Annotated in this window: 7 protein-coding genes and 1 pseudogene; 4 read left to right on the forward strand and 4 right to left on the reverse strand. The window is 65.5% G+C overall.

Translation table 11 applies throughout. The annotated features are described in order from the left end of the window. Window positions 1–268 (reverse strand): annotated as a pseudogene (locus LGR69_RS31530) (hypothetical protein); the annotation flags it as partial. A gap of 35 nt (window positions 269–303) precedes the next feature. Next, window positions 304–1,407 carry a pyridoxal-phosphate dependent enzyme gene (locus LGR69_RS31535; RefSeq protein ID WP_230368563.1) on the reverse strand — a complete coding sequence of 368 codons (1,104 nt, stop codon included), beginning with the start codon at window positions 1,405–1,407 and terminating at the stop codon, window positions 304–306. Window positions 1,408–1,454: 47 nt separating this feature from the next. Here LGR69_RS31535 and LGR69_RS31540 point away from each other — a divergent pair, with 47 nt between their 5' ends. Beyond that, window positions 1,455–1,892 carry an Lrp/AsnC family transcriptional regulator gene (locus tag LGR69_RS31540; protein WP_230368564.1) on the forward strand — a complete coding sequence of 146 codons (438 nt, stop codon included), beginning with the start codon at window positions 1,455–1,457 and terminating at the stop codon, window positions 1,890–1,892. Between the two features lie 422 nt (window positions 1,893–2,314). Here the strand turns inward: LGR69_RS31540 and LGR69_RS31545 are convergent, their stop codons facing one another. Both LGR69_RS31545 and LGR69_RS31550 read right to left on the reverse strand, forming a co-directional pair. After that, window positions 2,315–2,665 carry a ribbon-helix-helix domain-containing protein gene (locus LGR69_RS31545; protein ID WP_139239559.1) on the reverse strand — a complete coding sequence of 117 codons (351 nt, stop codon included), beginning with the start codon at window positions 2,663–2,665 and terminating at the stop codon, window positions 2,315–2,317. Further along, window positions 2,665–3,441 carry a ParA family protein gene (locus LGR69_RS31550; protein WP_091995174.1) on the reverse strand — a complete coding sequence of 259 codons (777 nt, stop codon included), beginning with the start codon at window positions 3,439–3,441 and terminating at the stop codon, window positions 2,665–2,667. Before LGR69_RS31550 ends, LGR69_RS31545 begins: the two co-directional genes overlap by 1 nt. A gap of 394 nt (window positions 3,442–3,835) precedes the next feature. Between LGR69_RS31550 and LGR69_RS32325 the strand changes: the two genes are divergently transcribed. The 3 genes from LGR69_RS32325 to LGR69_RS31565 all read left to right on the forward strand — a co-directional run bounded on the left by LGR69_RS32325 (window position 3,836) and on the right by LGR69_RS31565 (window position 5,936). Further along, entirely contained in the window at window positions 3,836–4,672 is an 837-nt protein-coding gene (locus LGR69_RS32325; RefSeq protein WP_091995177.1) for a helix-turn-helix domain-containing protein, read from the forward strand. 93 nt (window positions 4,673–4,765) lie between these two features. Beyond that, window positions 4,766–5,017, forward strand: a complete 252-nt coding sequence (locus LGR69_RS31560; protein ID WP_091995180.1) for a hypothetical protein — start codon at window positions 4,766–4,768, stop codon at window positions 5,015–5,017. A 91-nt stretch (window positions 5,018–5,108) separates the two neighbouring features. After that, the gene (locus LGR69_RS31565) at window positions 5,109–5,936 is read left to right on the forward strand and encodes a type IV secretory system conjugative DNA transfer family protein (protein WP_230368565.1); all 828 of its coding nucleotides are present in this window, start codon (window positions 5,109–5,111) and stop codon (window positions 5,934–5,936) included. Window positions 5,937–6,001 lie beyond the last annotated feature (65 nt).

A 6,001-nucleotide genomic window follows, 5' to 3' on the forward strand; every position in this document is an offset into this window, starting at 1 on the left:
TCTCCAGTCTCACCGATCGTGCGCCGGAAAACGCCCTCGATTGCGCCTCCGCCACAGTTCGATTGCGCGCCGCTACAACTAGGAACAGATCCGGCCGCTCCGGCAGCACCGCCGAGAAATGGTTGCAGATGCCCTCCTCCAGGCCGTTGCGGGCAGCCCAGCGTAGGCAGGCGGCCAGATCGATCCGCAGGCGTCGCAAGCCATCACCATCGACCGGCAGATTGGTTCGGGCAGATGGGGTCTGCGGAGTGGCAATCGGATGGGCCATGGTTCGACCTTTTGCGACAGCAGATGCGATCGGCCTCAGAGCGCCAAGGCGCCCTCGGTGATGAGGATGAGAAGGCGACTGTCGGCGCCGAGGCCGAGGTCTTGAGCCTCTGACGCATCACGCCGTGCGGTGAGGGCACCGGCTAGGCTTGCCGCCCCTGACGGCGTGGTGAGCGGTCCACCATGCGCCGCGAGGATGTCGGGAGCCGTGACCAACTTGCGCTCGCTCACGGTCATCACCTGCGCGTTGTGCCGCCGCAGCAGGGTAATCGCTGGCGCGCTGGCCTCGCCACAAGACAACATCTCGGCTGACGTGTTCAGGTCACCAGACACGCGCACGGGTCGGTCAGCGGCGAGCGCTGCGGCGAGGCAAGCGGCGCGCTCGGGCTCGACGGCCACGACACACCCTGGGGCCGCCATCCAACCCGCTAGCCCGGCCGCCATCGCGGCGGCGAGACCACCGACACCCGCCGGGACGAAGACATGCGTCGGTCGTGGATGCCCGGCGGCTTCTGCTTGTTCGCGGATCTCTGTCGCCATGACGCCGTACCCTGCCATCACGTCATGGACGACGAGGTCGTTCGGGTCATCGGTCGTATCCGCGACGAGGATGCCAGTACCTTGGTGAGCCTTGGCTGCGGCAGCATCAACTGCGTCGTCGTAGGTGCCCGCCACCCAGACGATCTCCGCGCCCTCGGCCTCAATCCGACGAGCGCGCGCCTGCGGCACACCCTCGTGCAGGAACACGCGGGCCGTCGCTCCGGCAAAACGCGCCGCGGCGGCGACCGCAAGGCCGTGGTTGCCATCGCTCGCGCAAACGAGTGTCGGCTGCCCTGCGGGCTGACGGGCGAGAAGGTCCGGCAGGTCGATCCCTGCCGCACGAGCCAAGGCTCTCAGACCGGCGTAGGTGCCGCCAAGTGACTTGAAGCTTCCGAGCGACCGCGGACCTTCGTCCTTCGCGAGGACCTGCGCCACGCCGAGGTGTGCGGCGAGCTTGGGCAGATCAAGGAGCGGCGTCGGTGCATAAGCGGGATCGAGGGGCCGCAGTACGGCTGCAATCTCGGCGGAACTGGTCGTCGTCATGTCCACGATGATGCACCGAGATGGATGGCGGATGGCGTCGAACTCCGGCAGTATCACGCCTGTTTCAGGCTCTGTTGCGGGAGATCACGCTGGAAAACGTCACCTTGGACGCCTTCGACCACGCCCTTCTTGCCGCGGTACAGGTAGACAACCAGACCTCGGCGCGAGCGCTCGCCGAGCGCGTCGGCTTGTCCGAGAGTGCCGTTCTAAGGCGCCTACGTCGCCTGCGGCGAAACGGGGTCATCGTCGCGGATGTTGCGATCGTACATCCCACCGTGCTGGGAACGCCCCTGACAGTTCACGTGCTCGTCTCGCTTGAACGGGAGACATCCGACCTGCTCGATGCCTTCGTTCGCCGTCTGCGCGCCCGACCCGAGGTAAGGGCGGCTTGGTACGTCACCGGAGATTCCGATTTCGTCCTTCAACTCCGCATCTCTGGCATGGAGGCATACGAGGCGTTCACCCGCGAAGTCTTCCACGACGAGCCGAACGTGCGTGGCTTCCGCACGATCATCGCGATGCGCCAGATCGTCGGGACTTAGGCCATTGCCCCCGGCGGTGCGAGCTATCGTGAGGTGTCGGACATTCCCGTCTTCAATCCACCGCTTGCAAGCAGAATACCGATCAACCGGGTAGGAGGGGCTAACCCTCGTCAAGCACCTCGAAGCGGACCTTCCGAACTTCCGCAAAGGGTCGTGAGCGGTCGCCGCGACTATTTCCGCTTCGCTGCATCCGTCGTCCGAATGCGGACGGGCAGGAAACCACCCAGTCCAGCCGTAGGCCGGTGCCTCTCGTCAGCCTAGAGGCGGGCCTTTCCATGGCTCACAATGGAACGCACGCGGCTGCGGACGATCACGGTGCGCCTGGTTCCGTAGCGTGCCCTTATGCGAACCAGCAGAGCTGCCTGATCCTGCCGGGCGGCCGTTGTCGTATCTTCGTGTCAACACGTCATCGCGTTTGGTTGTCACCGCGTCTTCGCGAGGCGGCCTTTCCCTTTCTTGGCGAGGAGGTCGTTGATCGCCTCCATCATCACGTCCTGCGTGGTCATGTCCGCGTCAAGGCCGACGAGCTTGATCATCCGGTAAATCTCGGGCTCGACCCAGACGGTGATCCCCCGTGCACCCTGGCGCGTGGTCGGGCGTTTCGTTTTGACCGCCTCGCCCGCCGCCTTTGTGGCTCGGCGATGAGGCTCCAGCGTCGGACCGACCTCGGGTGCCGCGATGGCATCGATGGTCTCTGGTGCCTCATCTCGCCGACCGGTAGATACGCTGTCCGTCACGGCGGCACGAAGGCTGAAACGAGGTGTGGCGCTCATCAGGCGGCCTCGATGCCAGCGCGCTGCGGCAGGTTGAGGCCGATCAAGTTGGCCGTCCACTTGAAGAGATCGTGGATCTCAGTCGATGCCCTCCCCCCGGGCTCGATCTCCTGTGCCGTCCGGCCAGGGATAAAGCCACGCGAGTAGGAGACCCGCTGGTAGACTGCGCCTGGGTAAACCGGAATGTCTCGCTCGCGCAGTCCGGCGCGTGCCTCCTCCAGGTCAAACTCGGTCGAGGTGTTACAGGCGTTAAACACGACCCACGACGGCTTGCGGGCGATAGTTGTGAGATCGTGAGTTTGCCCAATGGCGTCGATATCAAGGATTGAGGCTCGGCAAGGTATCAGGATGAGATCCGCGGCCTTGCAGGCTACGAGCGCCGGCCGGTCTGCATGAGGCGCGGAGTCGATGATGAGCAGGTCGAGGCCGCCGGCCGCCCCTTGCGCCTTCACGTGCTCGAGCTGTTCAGCGGAGGTCACAACGGCTTCGGGATGATCCTTGCGCCGCTCGGACCACTTCCATGCCGAGGATTGAGGGTCGAGATCGGCGATTGCCACCTGAAGGCCAGCCCGGTGAGCGGCAACGGCGAGGTGCAGGGCTAGCGTGGTCTTACCAGCGCCTCCCTTTTGCGAAACCAGGGCAAGCGTGTGCATTGTGTTGACCTCCTGACGGTTTGACGAGCTGACAGCCTGCCGCAGCATCGCGTCGACAGGTTTACACTTCATCAACGAGACACGCTGACGACGCAACCCGTCAGAGTGTTTAACTGTCAGCATGTTGACACGTCACCACGTCAGTCCGACAACGCGTCACGGAATCGGGCGCTTTTCGAGTGGGAGCGCGGCGTCAACGTTGACTTAACGGTATCGACCGGCCGACATGAGCGTTTGAGGTGCGCGGCTAAAGGCGAGTCGCTGCCATCATCAGGAGAGACGGCCGCAGCAGAACCGAGACCCTGAAAAGCCAAAGGCCCCACCCCGGCAAGGGTGAGGCCTTCGAAAACACCGGGCGCCCGAAGGAACCGCATCTACCTCCTTCAGAGCACGCCACTCCTTACGGAGTCAAGCTGAAACATGAGTTTCGGCAACGGTGGAGGCTTGCCAGGAAGGAGCGATCATCCGGTCGTTCCTTCGATCCGCCGCGGCCCGCGAAGAAGCGGGACCGGGACCAATGACTTATGCCGAGGAGATCCGCCGGCAGGCGGAGGCAGCTCCATGCGCCGCGTTGCCGGCCGTCGCGGCAGCGCTTTGGCGCGCCTACGGGGAGGGGACTGTCACAGAAGTGGAGGCTGAGGCCCTATCCACTCTCATCGAAGCGCAGCGACAAGCGCGCAACGCTCCCAGGCTTCCCAGGGCCGAAGTAGGACCGAATACAGGTGGTCCTCATCCGCAAGGGGGATGCGTGACTGTTCCTGATCATACAGGACGATCCAGAAGGGCCTTCGGCTCACGCCCGCGCACGGATGCCTCCCTGGAGCGCCGCCGCCGCTGGGCCGCCTCGGGACGGCTCCCGCCAGGGCTAGCTGCCAAGTTTACGTCTGCAGAGCAGGCGGTCCTCGCCCTTGTCGCGGCCGAAGCCACGCGGCGGAAGGACTGCCGGCTGTCGATCGAGAACATGGCCGCGGTCGCGGGCGTGTGCCGTTCGACCGTGAAGAACGCCATACGCGAGGCGCGCCGGCTCGGGCTGCTCACCGTTGAGGAGCGGGCGGTCACCGGCTTTCGCAACGACACCAATATCGTCCGCATCGTCTCGGCCGAATGGCTGGCTTGGCTTCGTCTGGCGCGACGCGGCAACCCCCTCCCGCACCAGACGGGACGTGCTGCAGTTGCGGTTCAACAGGGGGGAGGGGTCAAAAGCGTGACCAGCACGCATACTCAAGTTCCAAATCTGTCAAAATCGGGGAAAACCAAACCGTCGCAATGCTGCCGGGAGGCAGCGGGCGACCTCGACCAAGCGACGCCTTCGGGAATCTACGCGGATGGTGGGACGACCAGAGCCATGCGCTGAGGGTCTGAAGCCGGCCGATATGACGAACGCGGCTGAAGCCGTGATTTCGCGCGCGTAGACGCGCCCACTCGGATTCCTCGCACAGGAGCCAGGATGGACGATGATGTGATCGCCAGGGAGAACACCGAGCTACGCCAGCAACTCCTCACCGCACAGAACCTACTGATGGCGACCGCGATCGACGCCGGCCGCCCGCATGGCCGCATCGCGGCGATTCAGGCCGAACGCGACGTGTGGTGCGCCGAGGCCGGGCGGTTGCCGCCCCGCAACGTGTGTAAGCTGATCGTCGGCAACTCGGATTCGAGCTGTTCCAAGAGCTGTGCTTCCCGCGATGGGCCGATGTGATCGCGATACCGCACGGTGTCGCGATCACATCGCTCAAGTTGAGTGGAATCGAGAGAGGCTTTTCTCAGGGGCTTCGGACTACGGCGCCCCTATGCATCGTCCCGACCGCCTCTTCCGCGTCGGCCTCGTCCTGTTGCTGGGGCTGGCGACCTTCCTCATCGGCTATCCGGCCGCCTACCTCGCGACCCACGGCCTCGACCCGCGGGCCTGGCCCACCATCCCGGGTACGCCCTTCGACTGGTTTTCGCCGGCCGGACCTGGCTGGGCGGGTTGGCTCGGCTTATCCCTGCACATGGCCTCGACCTACCGGGACATGGTGCTCGGGCACACGAACAGCCTCACCGGCGGTGGCCGTCCCGCCTTCCTGGCGATCTGGGCTACGGCGATCTTCTTCGCGGTGATCCTGGCCATGGGTGGCCGGCTCGTGCCGCTGCGCCACCGTCTGAAGCGCTACGGCGATGCCCGCTTCGCGGGACGGGCCGACCGCGCGCGCATGCGCCGGGGGATCGAGCTCGGGCTCGATCCGGATACCCGCCGCGCCGTCCGGGTCCAGGTCGAGGGTAACCTGATCACCATCGCCCCGCCGCGTACCGGTAAGACAAGCGGCGCGATCCTGCCGAATGTCGCCTTCCCGGAGCCCGAGGGCTGGGGTGGGCCGGTCGTCGTGATCGATCCCAAGGGCGACGTCGTGCGTGCCGCCCGCCGGCGGCGAGAGGCCATCGGCCAGACCGTGCTGGTGCTGGACCCACTCGGCTTGGCCGGAGGGACCGACCGATGGGATCCGCTGCTCGGGCTCGACCCTGAGGACGTGTTGGAACTCCAGAGCATGGCTCGCGCCCTCCTGCCCGACGTGGATCGGACCAGTGAGGCCGGGGCGTTCTTCCGCGATCGCGCCGTCGTCTTGGTCGGGGCCCGGTGAGAGGATGGTCGAAAACGTACGCTAAGCCCGCCGACCGGTGCGGGCGAGGAGCTTTTCTCCGTCTG

The organism is Methylobacterium brachiatum, from assembly GCF_020523825.1.
Taxonomy (GTDB): Bacteria; Pseudomonadota; Alphaproteobacteria; order Rhizobiales; family Beijerinckiaceae; genus Methylobacterium; species Methylobacterium brachiatum.